Source organism: Candidatus Enterococcus wittei (genome assembly GCF_002140175.1).
GTDB lineage: Bacteria > Bacillota > Bacilli > Lactobacillales > Enterococcaceae > Enterococcus_B > Enterococcus_B wittei.
Map to the genome: position 1 here is coordinate 751,704 of NZ_NGMO01000002.1, position 21,053 is coordinate 772,756.

General features: G+C 38.3%; 8 protein-coding genes, 2 pseudogenes and 1 other annotated feature. Of the genes and pseudogenes, 9 read left to right on the forward strand and 1 reads right to left on the reverse strand.

Translation table 11 applies throughout. The annotated features are described in order from the left end of the window. Nucleotides 1-3: 3 nt before the first annotated feature. Nucleotides 4-489, reverse strand: a complete 486-nt coding sequence (locus tag A5844_RS07620; protein ID WP_086284601.1) for a YbaK/EbsC family protein — start codon at nucleotides 487-489, stop codon at nucleotides 4-6. A gap of 90 nt (nucleotides 490-579) precedes the next feature. Next, nucleotides 580-811 (forward strand) — a binding site (T-box leader). A 158-nt stretch (nucleotides 812-969) separates the two neighbouring features. On the opposite strand from A5844_RS07620, the gene A5844_RS07630 reads away from it, so the two are divergent. From A5844_RS07630 to aac(6'), 9 genes and pseudogenes are all read left to right on the forward strand, one after another. Then, complete coding sequence (locus tag A5844_RS07630) at nucleotides 970-1,611, forward strand: amino acid ABC transporter permease (protein ID WP_086284602.1); 642 nt, start codon at nucleotides 970-972, stop codon at nucleotides 1,609-1,611. 20 nt (nucleotides 1,612-1,631) lie between these two features. Next, entirely contained in the window at nucleotides 1,632-2,267 is a 636-nt protein-coding gene (locus A5844_RS07635) for an amino acid ABC transporter ATP-binding protein (RefSeq protein WP_086284603.1), read from the forward strand. 17 nt (nucleotides 2,268-2,284) lie between these two features. Beyond that, nucleotides 2,285-3,106 carry an amino acid ABC transporter substrate-binding protein gene (locus tag A5844_RS07640; protein WP_086284604.1) on the forward strand — a complete coding sequence of 274 codons (822 nt, stop codon included), beginning with the start codon at nucleotides 2,285-2,287 and terminating at the stop codon, nucleotides 3,104-3,106. 238 nt (nucleotides 3,107-3,344) lie between these two features. Then, on the forward strand, nucleotides 3,345-4,787 hold the full coding sequence (locus A5844_RS07645) for a glycoside hydrolase family 1 protein (protein WP_086284605.1): 1,443 nt from the start codon (nucleotides 3,345-3,347) through the stop codon (nucleotides 4,785-4,787). A gap of 780 nt (nucleotides 4,788-5,567) precedes the next feature. Next, nucleotides 5,568-16,007: a QWxxN domain gene (locus A5844_RS07650; protein WP_086284606.1), complete on the forward strand. Its 10,440-nt coding sequence runs from the start codon at nucleotides 5,568-5,570 to the stop codon at nucleotides 16,005-16,007. A 436-nt stretch (nucleotides 16,008-16,443) separates the two neighbouring features. Further along, a pseudogene (locus A5844_RS14800) lies at nucleotides 16,444-17,167 on the forward strand (cell envelope integrity protein TolA); the annotation flags it as partial. A 194-nt stretch (nucleotides 17,168-17,361) separates the two neighbouring features. Continuing rightward, nucleotides 17,362-18,879: pseudogene (locus A5844_RS14805) on the forward strand (DNA translocase FtsK); the annotation flags it as partial. A 245-nt stretch (nucleotides 18,880-19,124) separates the two neighbouring features. Beyond that, entirely contained in the window at nucleotides 19,125-20,210 is a 1,086-nt protein-coding gene (rlmN, locus tag A5844_RS07660; protein ID WP_086284608.1) for a dual-specificity RNA methyltransferase RlmN, read from the forward strand. 88 nt (nucleotides 20,211-20,298) lie between these two features. After that, nucleotides 20,299-20,853 (forward strand): aminoglycoside N-acetyltransferase AAC(6')-Ii, encoded by a 555-nt coding sequence (gene aac(6') / locus A5844_RS07665; protein WP_086284609.1) that lies wholly within the window; start codon nucleotides 20,299-20,301, stop codon nucleotides 20,851-20,853. Nucleotides 20,854-21,053: the final 200 nt, after the last annotated feature.

Here is a 21,053-nt window from a genome sequence, read left to right on the forward strand (position 1 = left end):
AACTTAGAGAGTCTCAAATCGTGGCAGATGTTCCACGTATGTGAGTAACTTTTCGAAGTCTGAAAAAGGAAAGATGATTGTACTGGTGTTGACATTTGGATGAAATCCAACAGTATCATGTCGATCAATCGATGTATCAATCACCACTTGGATCTCGTTTTCTTGATCGTTGATCAAGGCAAAAGGGTTCACTGTGCCTGGCAGGACATGCAATAAACGTGTTACTTCTTCCTCTGATACAAAGGATAACCGCTTTTCATTCAACTGTTGAGCAAGTAATTTCAAATCTGCTTGTTTTTCATCCGGTAAAATCACAAAATAAATCTGTTTGCCTTTTTTCGACTTTAGGAGCAAGTTCTTGACTTGTGGTCCTGGTAATGAAAAAGAAAGATTTTTGACAGATGTAATTGCTGGATGGGCCACTTCTTGATAAGAAATGTGGAGAAGTTCAAGCATTTCATAAGCTTCTTGTTTTGTTGCAGTTGTCATTTGACAAGACTCCCTTCATTTTTTTATTATTTTACCATAAAAAAAGATTGACAAATAAAAATGAATCAGTTAAATTACTCGTAAGCTAAATAAATGACATCGAAAAGAAGAGTAGCAGTTAGGTGCTTGAAGAGAGTCTCTGGTAGGTGAAAAGAGACAGCCACTGATTGTGAACCACATCTTGGAGTCGGTTTTCTGAAAAACACAGTAAGAAAATCCGGGAAGCCCGTTATAGCTACGGTCGTTGTTAGACGACTAGATAAGGTTAGTTTTGTGAGAAACTAATAAAAAAAGGTGGAACCACGTATTGAACGTCCTTTGATCTCCGGATCAAAGGACTTTTTTGTTTTTCAACAAAGAATACCTATAGTTGAGCTAAGATACGATTTGTTCTGAATAAAAAGGTGATTGGCATACTCTTCAAAGGTCGCAATTGTTGGTTTAGCTTAAGCTCTGTTTAAAAAAAGGAGGAAAAATAAAATGAATTATCTACTCGAAGTAATGCCACAATTATTATTAGGGGCATTGACTACATTAAAATTATTTGCATTCACGTTGCTTGGTTCCTTACCATTAGGGATTGTGTTAGCGTTGGGCTTATCTTTACATTTTAAACCCCTACGGTATGTGTTACAAACGTATGTCTGGATCATGAGAGGAACACCGCTATTATTACAATTGATTTTTGTTTTCTATGGATTACCGACGATTGGGATCGTATTTGATCGTTTTGAGGCAGCATTGATTGCGTTTATCTTAAATTACGCTGCTTATTTTGCCGAAATTTTTAGAGGAGGGATTCAATCTATTCCTCAAGGACAGTATGAAGCTGCGCAAGTCTTACAGTTAAGCCCTTTTCAAACAGTTACACGAATCATCATTCCCCAAGTAACAAAAATCGTGTTACCATCTGTTGGGAACGAGGTCATCAATTTGGTGAAAGACTCTTCACTGATTTATATCTTAGGTCTAGGGGATGTGATGCGTGCTGGGAAGATCGCCATGGAAAGAGATGCCACATTATTACCGTTATTAGGTGTCGCTTTTATCTACTTAGCGTTGACAGGTTTATTGACGTTATTGATGAAGCAAATCGAAGAAAAGTTAAACTATTACCGCTAAGAAGCTAGGAGGAGATATAAATGATCGAATTGAAAAACATTAGCAAATCATTTGGTGATAAACAAGTGATCAAAGATTTTAATTTAGTGATCCCAGACGGACAAACTCTGGCAATCGTAGGACCTTCAGGGGGTGGGAAAACCACCATGTTACGAATCTTAGCTGGCTTAGAAAAAGCGGACAGTGGAGAATTTTTCTTGGATGGCACACGTTTTGATCCTTTTGAATTAAAGACAAAAGAACAAGTGGTAGGTGTAGTATTTCAAGATTTCCAACTTTTCCCACACTTAAGTATTTATGACAATATTACATTGGCCCCTAAAATGGTTCTAAAACAAACAAAAGAAGAATATGGGAAAAAAGTGGAAGAGCTAGCTGATTCGCTAGGGATTCGTGATTTATTATCAAACTATCCATATCAATTATCTGGCGGACAAAAGCAACGAGTGGCGATTGCTCGAGCGCTTGCTATGAATCCACGAGTATTGGCCTATGACGAACCGACAAGTGCGCTTGATCCGGAACTCCGCCAACAAGTAGAAAAGTTGATCCTTTCATTAAAAGAAGATGGTGTGACACAAATCATCGTTACCCATGACTTGGTTTTTGCTGAAAATGTAGGAGACCAATTGATCAAGGTTGTTCCAAGTATTTAAGAAAGCAGGGATTCAAAATGAAAAAATTAAGTGTTTTGATCTTATTTTTCATGGGGATATTCATTTTGTCCGGTTGTACGAATCAACGTACGGCTCAAGAAAGTTGGCCAAGAATCAATGAAGAAAAGAAGATTATCATTGGTTTAGATGATACTTTTGTACCGATGGGGTTTCGGGATAAAGAGGGCAAGTTAACTGGTTTTGATATCGAACTAGCAAAAGCAGTATTTGACGAATATGGAATCACGGTTGAGTTCCAACCGATTGATTGGTCTATGAAAGAATTTGAATTGAATAATGGCACAATCGACTTAATATGGAATGGCTATTCAAAAACAGAAGAACGAGCAAAAAAAGTACAGTTTACTAATCCTTATATGGAAAATGATCAAGTGTTGATTACACCAAAAAATTCTGGGATCACAAGTTTTTCTCAGATGAAAGGGAAGATACTCGGCGCCCAAAATGGTTCTTCCGGCTATGATATGTTTATCAAACAACCAGAAGTATTAAAAGACATTGTCAAAAATCAAGATGCAGTTTTATATAGTAGTTTCAATGAAGCATTGATCGATTTGAAAAGTGGACGGATCGATGGTTTATTGATGGATAAAGTCTATGCGAACTATTATTTAAAACAACGAAATGAATTGCAAGATTTCAATATCATCACAGGCGCATTTGAAGGAGAAAACTTTGCCATCGGTGCACGTAAAAATGATGATCAGCTAGTTGAAAAAGTCAATCAAGGAATTGCTCGATTAGTTGAAAATGGAGAGTTTAAAAAAATATCAGAAAGATGGTTTGGAGAAGATGTCACGCCACAGGGAAACCATTAAATAAGAACTTTGGACCAAGCAAACAACTAAAAAAGATCTTCAAAACATTTGGCCATGTTTTGGGATCTTTTTTTATGGATGTTCAAAATCTGTAGAGGATACGATAGGAGGCAATGAATCTATAAATTGTTTTCTTTCGCCTGTTTTTTTAATAGAAAACAAGAATTCCTTTTTGAGTTGAAAGGGGTTTCGTGTTATTCTAAATAGGTAAGGATTGAATGAAGAAAGGAAGATGTTAATGGAACATCAAAAATTAACTGCATTTCCTGATGATTTTCTTTGGGGATCAGCTTCTGCCGCGTATCAAGTAGAAGGAGCATGGCAAGAAGGTGGTAAAGGAGAATCTGTATGGGATCGTTTTGTTCGGATCCCTGGGAAAACGTTTAAAGGAACAAATGGCGACTTAGCAGTCGATCATTACCATCGTTATAAAGAAGATATTGCCTTGATGAAAGAACAAGGTTTGAAGACTTATCGTTTCTCAGTTGCTTGGACACGTATCTTCCCAAATGGTCGTGGAGAAATTAATCAAGAAGGTTTAGCCTTTTATCAAGATCTAATTGATGAATTGATCAAAAATGATATCGAGCCAATGTTGACATTGTATCATTGGGATTTACCGCAAGCGCTACAAGATGAGTATAATGGTTGGGAATCTCGCCAGATCATTGAAGATTTCACCAATTATGCCAAAACACTGTTTGAAGCATTTCGAGGAAAAGTTCATTATTGGGTTAGTTTAAATGAACAAAATATCTTTACTTCTCTGGGCTATTTATTAGCCGCTCATCCGCCAGGTGTCACAGATCCAAAACGGATGTACCAAGTCAATCATATTGCAAATCTAGCCAATGCATCAGTTATCAATGCCTTCCATGAAATGAATATGCCAGGGAAAATCGGGCCAAGTTTTGCCTATACACCTAACTATCCGATCAACAGTGACCCTAAAAATATTTTAGCTGCTGAAAATGCAGAAGACTTAATGGCTCATTATTGGATGGATGTTTATATGTGGGGAAAATATCCGATTGCAGCAATGAAGTTTTTAGAAGAGCAAGGTTGGGCGCCTACCATTGACGCTGGTGATGAAGAATTATTAGCTTCAGCAAAACCAGACTTTTTAGGGATCAATTACTATCAAACAGCAACAAATGCTTTTAATCCACTTGATGGTGTAGGAGCAGGGAAAATGAATACGACTGGTAAGAAAGGATCATCAGAAGAAACCGGTGTGCCTGGAATGTACAAAAAAGTCGAAAATCCGTTTGTCGAACGGACCAATTGGGATTGGGAGATCGATCCTGAAGGGTTGCGGATTGCTTTACGGCGTATTACAAGTCGTTACCGCACACCTGTATTGATCACTGAAAATGGATTAGGTGAGTACGACAAATTGACAGAAGATAAAAAAATCCACGATGAATATCGTATCAGCTATTTAGAAAGTCATGTGAAAGCCATCAAAGAAGCAATTTCAGATGGGGCCGAAGTGCTTGGTTATTGTACTTGGTCGTATACAGATTTGCTTAGCTGGTTGAATGGTTATCAAAAACGCTATGGCTTTGTTTATGTCGATCAAGATGAAACACAAGAAGGTTCCCTTGATCGTTATAAAAAAGACAGCTACTATTGGTATCAACAAGTGATCCGTGAAAACGGAGCAACTATTGGGGAATAGTGATTGGAATACTTTTTACTAAGTTCTGAAGATACTCCATGAAAAAGGAGAAATAAGGAACTAGTAAAACTGACTCTTTTCCAAAGGATAATTTGGAAGAGAAATCTTAGAATCATCAAGGAACAGAAAGAAAAAATTTCTTTCTGTTCTTTTTTTGTATTAAAAAGGAGTAAAGGCAAAAGGAATGTGAAATGGAAAGTTAGTGTCTTTAGGTGCGGTCTATTATATTCCTAGAGAGAATCATTCTTCAAAAGGGTAGCTATGGTTAAGGATTTTAATGTGGGGAAGGGAGATAGTAGGAATATTGCTTCGAGTGTGGCGGAATTTTTGTTCGACAACAAAGTCAATTAGACTTTATTTAAGGATTTTTCTGTAGTCTAGAAAATCCCCTATTTTCTTTTCTTATTTTATATTTGATATAGTCACAAATCCTGTACTGATACATTCTTTTTTTATTTTATAATTTAAATGAAAGCGAATTCTGTGAAGGAGTATTTCAAAATTGAAAAGAAGAAACTAGTCCTAGCGATGTTGTCTAGTTCAATCTGCCCATTTAAAGAGGCTATTATTGTGGATTTATCTATTTTTCGTTCTTCTAAGCTTGCTGAACTGTTGTTTTTTGCATGAAAGAACTGTCACTTTTGAAAAAATGATGCAGAGTTGTTGGATCTATTCGTAGAAATTTGATTGGTGATGTAAAATCATAGATCTTTAGATGTTATTAAAATGAACACTTATGCAACAAAATAGTTCAATAATTTCAATGAAGGAGTGAAACAGATGCCACCAAAAGCAAAGATCCCACTTAAACCAAAGATGCCGAAGAAGTCGGAAATACCACAAGCTATCTCTAGAGAAGTAATTGGAAAGGCAAACAATAAACGGTATGACAAGAATAAGTCAGAAGATGACCAAGCACGGTTAAATTATATCGCCAATAATATAGGTCAAACGTTAGCCCCCGATAGTTTATTGACATTAGATGGCTTTCTTTTTTTATACAGTATCTGCCAAAACGCACGATTAGTTGATCCTCTTGAACAACAGCCGATTATCAAAAAAAAAGCCCCAGCTTTTGAAGCGACTACACGGATTGACGTAAGAAGAGAGGGGAATCAGACAAGAATCTATTCCTTTGTTTCCACCTCTACCATCAATCGCGAACGAATCCAGCCCTTGAACACGTCCCATACCATGCCTCATCAGTCCACATCAATCGCCTTACCGTTTATCAGTGCCAGTCCTTTTTTTGGCAATCAAACATTCTATCATCCAACATCTACGTCCACGCAATCGGCGGCTATTGACGTAGCGAAGATGGCCCATGAATTGAGTGTTTTTGTTCATCAGAAAGTTCACGACCTCTATCAACTGGTGAATTGTACCACCATAAGAAGGACGGATCAGGTAAACACATTGATCCTCACAGGAGAAAGTGTAGAACAAACGAGTTTTACAACGGTTTGTCAAGAAGCAATCGGTAAAGCTGAGACACAAAACAACCAAGGAATGCAACAAGAAAGTGAGCATACTACTTTTTCTTCTCACTACATGACTAATTCAACTGAACAGGGGTTTCTCCCTTTTTCTGCGGAAGAGACAGCTCAAAAACTAAGTAAAGCCTTTCAAGCTTCTTTTGAAAACCAACATAACACCACAAGAGATTCCCTAAATCATGTGCATAATCAAGTGACTGAAACGTTTTGGAATGGCTTGACTAAGCTGTTTTACCAGTTCTTTTCCCAACATGAACACGTAGCTCCTACTCAAGAAAAAAAAGAGCCAAGCGGTTCGTTGCTGTCGTATTTTGCTGATTGGTTACTGAGTACCTTTTCGGTAAATTTCGGGGAACAAATTCCCACTAACGCACAATTAGAAAAGAAGCTAAATGTTCCGATGAGTAACCACCGCACGAACAACTCACTCCTAAACAAGACTTCACAAAAAAAATCGAAGAAGAAAAAGCAAAAAAATAATCAACAGGAGCTATCACCAGAAATGGTTCCAAAATCGGTGTCGAAAGCCAAAACAGTCTTGCTTCCTGAAGGAGAAAGCTATTTGTCTCCATTTTGGCATCTGGCGGAAGATTTTTTCGGAAAGGTAGATGGGTTTATTGAACATTTCAATTTCAATGTATTTCCCCAATTAGGTGCTGAGGCGAGGCCGATTCCGGCACCTGTGGAAGAAAGAGAAGTTCTGATAAGTTGGAAAAAACTTTCTGTAGGGACAACAATAAAAATAAATCAAATCATGTCCGATTATCTGAATAATCTGCCTTCTACTGTACCGAATAAAGGACCACTCCCTGATTTTTGGTATGATTATGAAACATTTCAATTGCGTCATAAAATACAAGTGGTCAATCAAAAAGTCAAAGATTATTTGAGTGAACAGGGAGTTCCATGTGCTGGATTATCAGGTGTGGAATTGCTGAATGCCATTGATAATTGGGAAGGAAAAGATGGGCTAGTAACGAAAATAAATAGAAGAAAACAATTAGCGAGTGTCATTCGTGAAGCTTCCGGACTTCCGAAAATCGATCTGACATATACCCAGGCAACAAACATCCTCTTCCAATGGCGAAATAATAATATCTTTCAAGAATACTCGTTTGAAGACCGAAAACCACCAACCCCAAAAGAATCTCAACCAACAACTTTAGAAGAACTTACGACGACTCAAGCAACCACTGCAAACGCCCAGACGAGTGCAACGATAACGACTACGCTATCACCACCAGAGGTAGATACGACTCAGTTGGAATATTCGGAAGAGATTCCTAGTGAAACACAAATGAAATTAGAAAAAGTCATTCAAACATATATTCATGGCTATTCGTTTGCTAAATTATTGCGTGAAACGATTCCTCCTAATTTGGCTCCCTTCTGGTATAACTTAGAGGTTTTTAAAAAGCGTGATCAAGTCGAAAAAGTGAATAAAAAGGTGAGAGTTGTTGTGTGTAATAAAGGGAGACGGTGTCGAAATATGTCAGCGCAGACCATGTTTCTAGAGATACGACATTGGGAAAAGTCTAAAGATGCTGAGACTGTGCGAACAAAAAAGAAAAAAATCGCTGATACCATTCTAGAGGCCTCTGGACTCCCAGCTAGAGAACTGACAGACCCAGAGGTAGTAGGCATTATCCTCCAATGGCAAAACAATAATCTTTTTAAGAGTTATAAGTTTAAAGAAATCGCTCCAATGCGTACAGAAACGACCGTTTCATTAAATGAAAACCAGTCAAACGTGACAATAGAACTTCCCCTCGAAACAAATTCTGTTAAGGACCAAGTGGAAATGGCATCATTTTCTACCACGCCATCTTCGAGTACTTCTGTAAAATTGTCGGCGGATGCATTAAAAATAAATAGTATCATTACCGCTTTTTTTGCTGGAAAATCTTCTCCTGTACCACTCTCTGAGAAGTTACCACTTTTCATGGATGATGTAGAAGTGTATAAAAAGCGGAATGAAACAGACCATGTCAATGATAAAGTCAAAGAATTTCTGTGTACGCAAAAAGAACCTTGCGACGGATTATCTCCTCTTCAATTAATTAATGCGCTATATTGGTGGGTATGGAAAGAAGGAGAGGAGAAAAAGATAGCCAGAAGTAAAGAAGTTGCTGAAGTTATTCTTAGCTCTTCGGGACTCGCTGGACAAGAGGTATCCGATGATCGAGCATCGACGATTATCCAACAATGGCGAAACAATAATATCTTCAAAGGATATCAATTTAAAGAGCCCAAGCAAATACATACGGAAACGACTGCCTCAGTGAATGAAACCCAGTCCAGCCCAACAACAGAACTGCCCATCGAAGCAAATTCTGTTGTGTACCAAGTGGATGAGGTCCTCCCTCCCACACGACCTTCAACTATTTCTGAAAAACCTTTGGAGGATATAAAGAAAATAAACAGTATGATCACCGCCTTTTTTGAAGAAAAGCCTTCTTCTGTCCCAATCTCTGAGAAGTTACCATTATTCTTGTATGACGAGGCATTGTATAAAAAACGGAATGAAACACAAAGTATGAATGATGACGTCAAAAAATTTCTATGTGAACAAAAAGTGACATGTGAAAAATTATCTTCTCCTCAATTGATTATTGCTACAGAGGAGTGGGTAAGGAAAGGGAAAAATAAGGGAAAGGTTGCTCGGAGCAAACAAGTCGCTGAAGTTATTTTTAACTCTTCAGGAATCGTTGGGCAAGAGATATCTGATGATCGAGCAGCCACTATTCTCCTCCAATGGCGAGAGAATAATATCTTTCAAGGGTATCAATTTAAATACCTCATGAAAAGACATAATGAACCAACCACTGATGGACATCAAGTAATCACAGTCGTGTTAAATGAAAATCAACCTAACACAACGACCCATGCGAGCCAATTGAAAAAAGGAAATGGGTTTAATCTACCCCACTCCAATATAACAACAGGATTGCCCATTGACAAAAGGTCTGACAAATCATCCACTCCTAAATTTCAATCTCCGAATACGTATAATAAAAGGTATTTAGAGTTCACAGAAAAAATAAATAGTATTATCACTGCCTTTTTAGAAGGGAAACCCTCTCCAGTCCCAACCACTGAGATATTTCCAACCTGTTATCACGAAGGGGCCTATGCGGTGTATCAGCAACGACATGAAACATCAAAGGTCAACGAGGCCATCAAAAAATTTCTTTGTAATCAAAAAATACCCTGTGAGGGATTATCCCTCCTTCAACTCATTACTGCAACACAGGGATGGATAAGGAAAGAAGGGAAGGAAATAGAGAAAACCAGAAGTAAAGAAATCGCCGAACTGATTCTTACCTCCTCGGGGTTAGCTAGTCAAAAGCTATCTGGTTTTCAAGCAAATGCTATTTTCCTGCAGTGGCGCAACAATAATATTTTTAAGGACTACAAGTTCCATGAACCCTCTTCTGATGCTCGAATGATCAAAAATAATGAACCAGTTGGAATGATTACTTATACGAACCTATATACCTACGGTGTACTATCTTTAGAAGGGGCGGCAATGGTGAACAAATTCCATATGGCTTACCTTAATGAGCATCCCTTGACGTTACCGACCTACGAACCCATCCTCCCTTTTTGGTATGATTTTGCGCTTTTTCAAAAACGAAATGAAACAGCAAAGGCCAATGAAGCAGTTATTCTGTTTCTAGTTAAACAGCAAGAGTTTAGTGAAGGCTTGCCCTCTAAGCCCACAGCGATCATTGCTCATGAATGGGTCCATGAGAAACAAACAGATGCAGAGATTTTAGCTAGGCAGAAACAGCTGGCCCTTATTATTCTAGAGGGTTATGGCATTCGTCGCAATCTTACAGCGACGGAGGCTGTCAACACGGTCCTACAATGGGAAAACAACAACGTGTTCAAAGACTACACCTTTGTTGAACTCAAACAATCTGCCTTAAGTGAAAAGCAATTTCGCAACGAGCCTCTCACGGAAAATAGTAAGATGGGGGTGGTACCAGACACGATTAAGGATCCTGACTTAGAATTTGTCCATGAAATCGTGGAAGATATTACCAATAATATAACTCCTACGACACGTTATTCTGAGCCTCTACCGATCTTTTATTATCATCTCCTTCTTTTTCAAAAGCGAAATGAAACGAGTGCTGTCAATAAAAAAATGCAAGAGTTTTTCACGAAGGAAGGAATTGCGGTCAAAGAAAGCTCTAGTAGTGAATTAGAAAAGACCACACTACAATGGCTCGAAACAGGAAGCACTCATGATGTCTCTGACAAATATGAAAGAAAACAGTTTTTAGCCTATTTCTTATTGAAGGCTTATGGCGTGGAGGACCTCAGGCTGGGGGAGTTTCTGTCATCTACAAAAGTACAGGCGATTTTTAATCAATGGAAAGCCAATACTTTATTAGAAGGGTATACTTACCAAGAAATCACTTATACAACGATCCATCATCAATTATCCAAAGAAGAGGATCCATCGGTGATTCGTCTCAACGAACAAAAAAAAGAAAGTCATCAAATCTTCGCAGATTTTATCTATGATCGCACGGCAACTATTTCTAAGAATCAGTCCATCCAAACCATTTATTATCATCGCACGCTTTTCGAGAAACGGGAGAAAACACTAGCAGTGAATGAAGCGGTCCGAAAATTCTTGCTTGAACAAAAAGTATCTCTTAAGAATCAATCCGCTAGCGAATTGGTTCGAAGGATGCAAGGATGGATCTTTGAAGGACCTACCTATGGAACGATTCTAAAAAGAGAAGAACAAGTCGCCCAGCTCTTGCAAAAAGAATATGGACTTGAAGAGGAAGAAAGAACCGTGAAAGAGCCACGCTATCTCTTACTGCAATGGGGAAACAACAATGCACAAGTGGGGTATTCCTATAAAGACACGAGTACGTTTGAAGCCATCGAAATCAGTGCAATTGAAGCGAATGAAGAGGAAAAAGAAAGGATTGAGGCATTTACTCGTGAGAATAAGGTTCTTTCTCCAACAGAAGACACTAGTTTAGGTATGGAAGAAAAACTACCTGAATGGACAGAGGAACAACAAGAGAATATTCGTAAAAAAGTCATTACTTTTTTAGAGGCTAGAAACATCAAGATGGATGCTTCCAAACCCAATGAACTGATAATAAAAATAGCAAGATGGGTGACTAAGGAAGTGGAAGGGAAAGAGACGACTGATTTTACGAAAGTAAAAATGTTAGCGAATATCATCCTTGGAAAAAAAGAGGAAGCAGTGATTTTGGAGGAGAAAGCACAAGCAATATTAATAAAATGGTTGCTTGATAATATTGAAGAGGAAGCTCCTACTTTCACTTCTACTGAACTAACGAACCAAACAATCAAAACAATAGAAACAACATCTGTACAGCCTTCCGTTAGTAGGAAACAAATACCTAAGTATGAAGCGCCTAATTGGCGTGATAAAAATATGATGATTCAGATAGCACAGTTTTTCCGTCAGGAAGGGGTGCTGAAAGGAGAGTCGACCATAGAAAACATCCTCATTGCTATGGGGAAATGGTTCACGGAATCAGGTAGTGGAATGTCTTTAAGCCAAGGCAAACTTCAAACCTTATCTAAAGTGATCCTGAAAGAATTAAACCTTTACGGAGGTGAAGGAAAAGAAAAAATTTCTGATAAGGATACGAGACTAACCATCATGAAATGGGTGGCTGAGAATGTACTAGGAAGTTCGATCGAAGGATATATGATTAAGCAGATCCTTGACTCGCCCAATCCTTCTCAATTCACCATTGGTCATCTCAGAAAGTTATTTGAAGTAGAAGAGTTGAGGAAAGGAGGCTACATTACTTTACATACTCTTAGGAATGTTTCCAAAGAGGAGGAAGAGATTGTTAAAAAGTTATGGTTCCTGTTACTTAAAGATACATTGCCAAATTATTTTCTTGAGACAAGTACGCTAGCAGATGAGTTGCCAGTTTCTAATTATGACTCCTTGATGCAGCTGACAGGGGCCAAATTACTAGCAGATTTAGGTATTCAAACACAATTCAATCAAGCAGAAATTCAAATGCTTGGTACGTTTATTTGGGATAAAATCAGTAAAAATGGCATAAAAAGGGTGGAAGAGCTACGCTATACAGTCCTTCCTGCGTTGCTTGCCATTGCTCAGTTAGACCCTGATCTATTGCGGGAGGCGTTGGAAAAAGGCACCTATTATGAAGTAGCCCTTAGCACTTTTATTGAGTATCATCAAAATGGGTATTTACAATTGAAAGAGCATCATGACACACTCTCAGCCCTCTTTACAGCTTATCAAAAAGAAGTCCTGAACTGGCGACGAAAACAAGCATTAGCCAAAGAGGTGGTTCAGACTTACCTCCAACATGCAAAGGGACAATTAGTATACAAAGCTTTTGTGTTGGAACAAGATTATCTTCTAGGAAAGAGTCTGAGTATCAATGACTATACCTCACCTGATTTAGGAGAATGGTATAAGCGATTGACCAAAGCTGTGTCAGATAGTTTTTATCCATTGGATCAAAAACTGATTGAGTTTGCGTTAGCGGCATTTGATCCTGAAGAACGGGAGTTTATGTTCTCCCCTGAAACAGAACTTTACGAAGCGTCTGCTGTGTTTGAAAATACCGAGTTCCTTCCTGATACTCTCATGGGAGACCCTATACCGATCATTCTTAAAACTACCTCTAAGCTAGAGCAGACCGATCTCTTTGTCGCAGTCCAAGGAGATGAAAAACGGTGGTATGCTTTGAAAAAATTGGAGAGGGAAGGGGGCTATATTTTCTATCGAGTCGATAAAAATTCGATGGACTATCTCAAATATGGACTAATGGATCACAAAGATATCTGGAGTCAAGGGTACAAGAGAGAAGGAAATGCAATTCGAGTAGGAAAGCGACTCTTTATGTTTGTTCCTACTATCGATCAGAGTAAGAAGCTGTCTCAAGGAGAAGACATGCAGCCATTGATTGATGCGTTCAGTCGGAAACATAGTGATAAACTGTATGATGATCTTTATCAATCAGGAGATGATAAAGCTATCCTTGAACAAATATGGGATGTTGCCAAGCACATCATCCCTTTTTACGATTGTGTGACAGCTTCCATCGATAAAGATGTCGCAGTCGCTGTTCCTTCTTGCACGATTGATATCGTCCTCTTGATCCCGGTTTTTGGACAAATGACTTCCCTTAGTTCGAAATTTGCCTTTGGAATGGCTAAAGCGATGGCAAAAGGAGGAATAAGAAATGCGATTCGTCAAGGGCCACGCTTTACTCCAAAATTATCAGAAATCAAGTCGGTTCTAATAAATATTAGACGATACCTTGATCCAGGAATCGAATCTATCACTGACGGGAGTAAATTTGTGATCAGGGAGTTAGTGGATTTAAAAAATGAAGTTTGGGTAAAAAAAAACGTCAAACAACTTTTGGGAAAAATCGACGGTTTGGTAAAGAAGACACCTACGTTACCTAAAGATGTTATCAGGACTTATTTACCAGGAAAAGGCTTAGAAGTTCCTGTCAAACGAATGAAAGATAAGTCCTATCTATTGGTGACGAATCTGGAAACCGGCGATGTATACGGTAGGCCTTTTTTGTTAAGGGGAAATCGGTTAGAAATTTTTTCTGGACCTGTTTCGTTTACGGAGGAACAAAAAGCGCTGATCAATCGATTAGCGAGTGGCATTGACCCAGATCAAGTTTTTGTAGTTGAACCCAATCTGAATTCCAATGCCTATGGCAGTGGGGAAGTGATGTCTGTCTTAGAAGCTGGAAAGGAAACTCGGTATTTCATTACGCTGAATGGACAAAAGGTTCCTGTGAGAGTGACATCAATTGAGGAACATGGGGTACGTTATGATGTAGTAGATGGTGAAAAAATCTATCCAGTGAATTACAATGGAAAAGAATGGTATTTTGAACCAGCAACTTCTCCTTTTATTTCGAAAGAGATGGCAGACGAAGTGATGAAGAAAATGGATGAGTTTGAATCAATAGAGGATCCTAGTACTCTTTCTGCCCCAGATGAAAAAGAACTGATGTGGAATAGAATGGGGAGATCTTACATCAAAATTAATGATCACTATATTCCACTCATTGAATTGTATGAAGGTGGGAGCCACTATAATTTAGTACAAAAAGATGTCTTGCGACCGATGACAGTTTTAGTATTTGATCCAGAAAACGAGCAGTTTCGTTTTGAGACAGATCTAGAGAAAAAAAGATGGGAAAAATCGATAAAAAGTATATTATGGGGAGCAGATGCACTGAACCTTAGAGATACGGAATTTCCACCAGCAAATAAAATTCCCAATTCAGCAGGAAGAAGTGAGGAATGGAACAAATTTAGAGAGGCAGAGAAATATGAAAATAAAGGTTCCAGAGTTGAAGATGATAGTATTCCTTTTCAACAACTGGCACAGTTTATGCCAGAGGCAAAAGCTTTGGTCCATAATGGCTTAGAGTGGCATACAAAAAATATTTTGAACGACATTCTTGAAATTTTACCTGAGAAGCCAAAACTTGATTTTTGGGTATATATTGGATTAGAACCAAATAACGTACCAGATTATATCAAATTATTTCAAGAAGATCTTGCAAAGGAGTATGCAAAAGCACAAAATTATTACGAAACTGTAGAAGGTATTTGTCAAAATTTATTGATAAGACCGTCCATAGCAGAAACCAAAGAAGGTCAATATTTGGCTAAAATGTTTAAATTAGAGGGTCTACAAAATAAAGAACACATCCTAAGAGAAGCTGTCCAAAGATTATCTTCAGTAACCAAAAAAGGAGCAAGATTCCTTCAAAAAACAGCGGAATGGGGTTTTGAAAATATTTGGATCGTTTCTACAAAATTGATTCAGAAGGGGCCAAAGAAATATTTTTCATCGTACAATGAAGTACTGAGTACCCAAGCCTATATACCAGATCTTGATCCGGAATGTAGAATTATTTTCTTCGCTGATGCCTTCCATGCGAATCCCGACCTAGCTCCAGATGAAAATGTGATCATTTCTAAGAGTGAAACAACTATCCATGAAACGACACATGTTGTTTCAGCAACAACAGATTTACTTAGATATAGCAAACTTCCAAAAGGATTCACAGTGAAAAGTGGTAAAATGCTAATGGAAGAATACAACAAAAAAAAACAGAGGATTTTTAAGAAAGAAGGCTTTGAACAATTTGTAGAACAATTGGCGGAATACCAAAACACACCAACATTATCCCGAAATACTGTGTGGAACGCTCTAGATACAGACCATGTATTGCGGGTAAATTTACAAATGACTGATGCGGAAATATTGATGGTTATCATCAGAGATTTTGCGGAAGAAAGAGATTTCGAAGGCATAGTTCGTGTAGCTAGAAGTCTTAATGATCAGCAATTGGGAAACGGGTTTAGGTTTCTCCTTTCATCACTGACTTATATGAACAATTATGATTACTTTGAGAAAGATTCTGAATTGAATAAGACACAAGAGCAAATAACCGATATTTCCGATGGAACGAGTGCAACGACTGAGGGAAGTGATCGTCTAACAAATGAGAAAAAAGTAAAAAGAGAGATAGCATCAACAACTAAAGGATTCACAAAGAACATATATCAAAGTTTCTCGAATCTTGTAACTATGAGTATAGAAAGAAGCACCAGCACCCAAAGCAATCCAAAACCGATATATGATCGGAAAACAAATAAGTATCAGAAAGAATTATCTCTACAACACTAACCAAGCAATGTGTGACTTTCCTCTATCATGTACGAAACCAAATGACAAGCGGAGGGATGGAAAAATGGTGAATCTATCAGCAATAGTTGACAGTAGAGTTTGATGATTGATTTGAAGCTAAAATTACGTATTTAGGTTAGTTTAGATACAATCAAGAACCGTAGGAACTACAAGGATAGAATAATAAGATTAAACGCTGTGAGTTAAAAGGTAAGCTTACAAGTATGGTTTTTCCAAAGAAGCCCTAACTTCAAGTTTTAAGAACTGTTAGTTTTAGTGGAATTGTAAGTCATTCAGGGAATTTAATTCTAGTTATTATCGTTATTACTTACAGATGAAACACCAAAAAAAAAGAAAATCAGCAAACGGACAAACAAAACTTTTGTTCGCTTGCTTTTTTTTGTATAATGGAACTTGATGAAATGAGGGATAGAACATGGCAAAGAAAAAAGCTCCTGCAAAGAAAAAAAGAAAAACGAAAAAACAAAAACAACAGCAGGAACAAATGATTGCGATCGGTGTTGGCTTTGCTTTCATACTATTTGCCGTTTTCGGCTTTTTAAAATTAGGCTTTCTAGGCATTTTAGTAGCGAATGGCTTTCGTATGATCGCTGGAAACACGTACCAGATCCTCTGTGTCTTACTAGCTGTTTTCGGTTTTTGGATCATAGTTAAAAATAGAGAGTTTACTATGGGCAAAAGTCGACGTTGGCTTGGTGGTAGTTTATTTTATTTAGGGATTTTACTTTTCTTGCATGCAAATCTGTTTGGAAAATTGCATAGCGGAGAACCAAATATTATCGGGACAACTTGGGATTTATTGACAACAGATATCAGACAAAATCAGATCCATACAAATGTGGGTGGAGGAATGTTAGGTGCTGTCATCTACAATCTCACGTATTTTTTGATTGCTCAACCAGGTAGTTACTTTGTCGCAGTTTTACTAATTATCAGTGGGGCTGTTTTATTTAGTAATGTGGAAGGGTACCAACTTTTAAACGGGCTACAAGTGATGGGGGAAAGACTGCAAGAACTATTGGCAGGTGATCCGGAAAAACAAGCACGGAAACAAGCGGCAAAAGAAGAACGACAAAAACAGCGAGCAGAAGCGAAGGCAGCCAAACGTTTGGCTGCCCAAGAAGCTGCTGAGTCAGAGATCGCTGCTTTGAAACAAAAACAAATCACCCGTCAGAATGAAGAAAACGACCTCACGCACCATCAAGTGGAAGAAATCGAACCAGAACAATTAAGTTTTGTACCAATAGACAGTTTCCAAGGGACTGTTCAACCTTCTCCTCTAGAGAAAACAGCAATGGAAGAAAATAGCTTACAGACACAAGAAGTAGCAGAAGAATCCTTGGAAGATGATGGGACAGCACTGGAATTTGAGATTGAAGCGGAAGAAGAGAATCAGGCGTATGAATTGCCATCGATCAGCTTATTAGATTCTGCACAAGCAGTCGATCAAAGTGATGAATACAAAAAAATCGAAAAAAATATTGGTGTTTTAGAGCAAACATTTCAAAGCTTCGGGGTAGATGCGAAAGTTGTAAAAGCAAGCTTAGGTCCTTCCGTTACCAAGTTTGAAGTGCAACCAGCGGTAGGAGTGAAGGTGAGCAAAATCGTCAGTTTGACCGATGATATCGCCTTAGCTTTAGCAGCAAAAGATGTACGGATGGAAGCGCCAATCCCAGGAAAATCTTTGATAGGGATCGAAGTACCAAACAGTAAAATCAGTATGGTTTCGTTTAGAGAAGTGATCGAGGCCCAACCCGATCACCCAGATAAACTGTTGGAAGTACCACTAGGTCGAGATGTATCGGGACGTGTACAAACGGCAGATCTATCCAAAATGCCTCATTTACTTGTTGCAGGATCAACAGGTAGTGGGAAATCGGTGGCGATCAATGGGATCATCACGAGTATCTTGATGCGGGCAAAACCTCATGAAGTAAAATTGATGATGATCGATCCGAAAATGGTTGAGTTAAATATGTATAACGGTATCCCGCATTTATTGACACCAGTCGTGACAAATCCAAGAAAAGCGGCTCAAGCTCTACAAAAAGTTGTACAAGAAATGGAAGAACGTTATGAGAAATTTGCGGCAACAGGCGTTCGAAACATTGCTGGTTACAATGAATTTGTACAACAAAAGAATTTGGAAAATGGCACCAAACATCCAACATTACCGTTCATTGTAGTGATTGTCGATGAACTTGCAGACTTGATGATGGTGGCCAGCAATGAAGTCGAAGATGCCATCATTCGTTTGGCACAAATGGCTCGTGCTGCTGGTATCCATATGATTTTGGCAACCCAACGTCCTAGTGTGGATGTCATTACTGGGATCATTAAAGCCAATGTTCCTTCTCGTATGGCTTTCGCCGTTTCAAGTGGAACAGATTCGCGGACGATCATTGATTCAAATGGGGCGGAAAAACTGTTAGGACGAGGAGATATGCTCTTCTTGCCAATGGGAGAAAATAAACCGATCCGTGTCCAAGGGGCGTTCATTTCGGATCATGAAGTCGAACGTGTCGTTCGTTTTGTGACTGATCAGCAAGAAGCTCACTATGAGGAAAAGATGATGCCAACAGATGAGGTAGAAACAACAGGCTCAGCAGAACAGCCACAAGATGAATTATTTGAAGAAGCAAAGGCATTAGTCATCGAGATGCAAACCGCAAGTATTTCTTTACTACAACGTCGCTTCAGGATCGGTTACAACCGAGCAGCACGTTTAGTTGATGAATTAGAAGCACATGGAGTCGTAGGTCCTTCTGAGGGAAGCAAACCTCGTAAAGTCTACATCGAACAAACAGAAGAAACAGAAGATCAACCAATGTCAAATGATCAAGAGATGTAAACAAGTAAGAGCAAAAAATCTTTTCAGAGTGAATTGATTTTTTGCTCTTTTTAGCAGGGAGTAGAATGGAGGGGATCTTCCATTTAGTTTACTTGGGGTAAAGGAAGATTAAACATGTGTGATTATGGAAATAAACTTCGTTAATCTTTCTTTCCTCAATTTTTCTTTTGCTTGTGAACTATTGCATTAGAAGGTACAATCAGTTATAGTATGTAGCGATACTTTGAAAAAAAGAGGGAATAATCGTGGAAAAACAATCCATTTATGGTCTTACAAACAAAGAATTAACTACATGGTTTTTGGAAAACGGAGAAAAGAAATTTCGGGCTGCACAAGTTTGGGAATGGCTTTACCAAAAGCGAGTGACGCGTTTTTCAGAGATGACCAACCTTTCAAAAAACTTGATAGAAAAGTTATCGGAAAATTTTGTGATCAATCCGTTAAAACAAATGGTCGTACAAGAAGCTTCAGATGGAACGGTCAAATATCTATTTGAGTTGCCAGATAAAAATATGATTGAAACAGTGTTGATGCGACAAGAATATGGGTTGTCTGTGTGTGTGACTACACAAGTTGGCTGTAATATTGGTTGTACCTTCTGCGCAAGTGGATTACTGAAAAAGAACCGTGATTTAACTGCTGGGGAGATCGTTGCACAAATTATGATGGTCCAACAGTATTTTGATGAACGACAACAAGGAGAACGGGTCTCTCATGTTGTAGTGATGGGGATTGGAGAGCCATTTGACAATTATGACAACGTGATGAATTTCTTGCATATTATCAATGATGCGAAAGGTTTAGCGATTGGTGCACGGCACATTACTGTGTCAACGAGCGGATTAGCGAATAAGATCAAAGAATTTGCGGATAATGGCTTGCAAGTCAATTTGGCGATCTCTTTGCATGCCCCTAATAATGAGGTGCGTACATCAATGATGCGGATCAATCGACGTTTTCCAATTGAAAAATTAATGGAAGCAGTCGATGAGTACCTTGAAAAAACGAACCGACGCATCACGTTTGAATATATCATGTTAAGTCATGTAAACGATCGACCAGAACATGCGCAACAGCTGGCTGACCTGTTGAAGGATAAGAAAAAATTAGCCTATGTCAATCTGATCCCATATAATCCAGTCAGTGAACATGATCAGTATTCAAGAAGTTCGAAAGCAGATGTCTTGAAATTTTATGATGTATTAAAGAAAAATGGCATCAATTGTGTGATCCGTAAAGAACATGGAACAGATATCGATGCTGCTTGTGGTCAGTTACGAAGCAAACAAATGAAAAAAGACAAAACAAAGGCTAAAGCGGTTGTAAAATAAATAGTAGTATAAAAGTTAGGGTCTTTTTCCTTCTCTTTTACTCTTTCGGCTGATAGAATAATCTGAAACGAGAAAAGGAGGAGAAAGCATGATTATCAGTGAATTTGATCGTAAAAATATCGGCTTGAAGGATCAGCTTGCTGATCTTTTACGATTGACCTGGCCCACAAAATATGGCGAAGAACCGATGAAAGAAGTCGAATGCTTGCTAGAGAGTCGTCGGATTGCTGTATCAGCAGTTGAAAAAGATAAATTAGTCGGTTTTGTAGGTGCGATTCCTCAATACCATTCAACTGGCTGGGAACTCCATCCATTAGTCGTAGAAAGTTCTTATCGAAAAAAACAAGTTGGTTCACGCTTGATTGATTATATCGAAAAAGAAGTGGCATCAAAAGGTGGATTGACGATTTATTTAGGGACAGATGATGTAGATGGTCAGACAAGTTTAAGCCAAGTCGATTTATTTGAGCAACCATTAGAAAAATTAAAAACAATCCAAAATCTGGATGAACATCCTTATTCTTTTTACGAAAAAATGGGGTATCAAATCGTGGGGGTGATCCCTGATGCCAATGGTTGGAACCAACCGAATATTTGGATGGCAAAAAGAGTAGGTAAAAAAGGTGCGGATGTTAAAAAATAGGTGATGTCGTTTCTAATTGAAAGAAATGGATAACTACCTTCAAAGCGGCATTTATAGGAAGCAGAGAAAGAGGCTGGGATAGAAGTTGCTTCTGATTCCGCCATTTATACGTATTTAGAGCATGAAACAAGAGTAAATAATACTTTTGTTCCATGCTCTTTAGTGTTATCTAATAATTAAATAACTATTTTATGTAATTT

Excerpts from the sequence above, each read along its gene's own strand:
- A5844_RS07620 (WP_086284601.1), bottom strand. The coding sequence starts at position 489 with ATGACAACTGCAACAAAACAAGAAGCTTATGAAATGCTTGAACTTCTC.
- A5844_RS07630 (WP_086284602.1), top strand. The coding sequence starts at position 970 with ATGAATTATCTACTCGAAGTAATGCCACAATTATTATTAGGGGCATTG.
- A5844_RS07635 (WP_086284603.1), top strand. The coding sequence starts at position 1,632 with ATGATCGAATTGAAAAACATTAGCAAATCATTTGGTGATAAACAAGTG.
- A5844_RS07640 (WP_086284604.1), top strand. The coding sequence starts at position 2,285 with ATGAAAAAATTAAGTGTTTTGATCTTATTTTTCATGGGGATATTCATT.
- A5844_RS07645 (WP_086284605.1), top strand. The coding sequence starts at position 3,345 with ATGGAACATCAAAAATTAACTGCATTTCCTGATGATTTTCTTTGGGGA.
- A5844_RS07650 (WP_086284606.1), top strand. The coding sequence starts at position 5,568 with ATGCCACCAAAAGCAAAGATCCCACTTAAACCAAAGATGCCGAAGAAG.